The sequence below is a fragment of the Bartonella massiliensis genome, assembly GCF_902150025.1.
GTDB lineage: Bacteria > Pseudomonadota > Alphaproteobacteria > Rhizobiales > Rhizobiaceae > Bartonella > Bartonella massiliensis.
The window spans coordinates 1-596 of sequence record NZ_CABFVS010000085.1; the positions used below are offsets into that span (position 1 = coordinate 1).

The 596-nt window shown below is 42.1% G+C and carries 1 protein-coding gene; it reads left to right on the forward strand.

The features are described from left to right. Positions 1–536: DUF7146 domain-containing protein (locus FNZ60_RS09520; protein ID WP_185913584.1), on the forward strand; the 536-nt coding region annotated here is incomplete at its 5' end. Between the last annotated feature and the right edge of the window lie 60 nt (positions 537–596).

The following is a 596-nucleotide window of genomic DNA, read 5'->3' on the forward strand; positions in this document are numbered from 1 at the left end:
CCTATTTACGCATGCGGGGGATCATGTGTGAATTGCCTGCTGATTTACGTTTTCACGACAAATGTCCACACCCATTAGGAATGAAACTGCCCGCGTTGGTGGCGCTTGTTAAGGGGGCTGGTTCTTTTGCCATTCATAGAACCTTTTTACAAGCCAATGGCTGCAAAACAGATCAGAAACCAGCAAAAGCCATGTTGGGGTCTGTCATGGGCGGTGCTGTGCATTTAAGTCAAGCCAATCCAAAGCATCTGGTTATTTGTGAAGGCATTGAAACGGGTCTGTCTCTGCTGTCTGGTTTATTATCAGAGCCCGTTAATTTATGGGCGTCTCTTTCTACCAGTGGCATGATGCGTGTGAATTTACCCCCAATAAAAGGACGTCTGACAATTGCAATGGATGGGGATGATGCGGGTCGTAAAGCAGGTTTTAACCTCGCTGCGCGTGCTTATAGACAAGGCTTTGAAGTCTTTATCATGCAAGCTCCTAACGCTTTAGATTTCAATGATTTTTTAATCTTAAAAGGTTATAATAAATGATAGAAGATAAAAACAACCAAAATATTTCATTCAATGATAATGCCTCTTTAAACGATAATA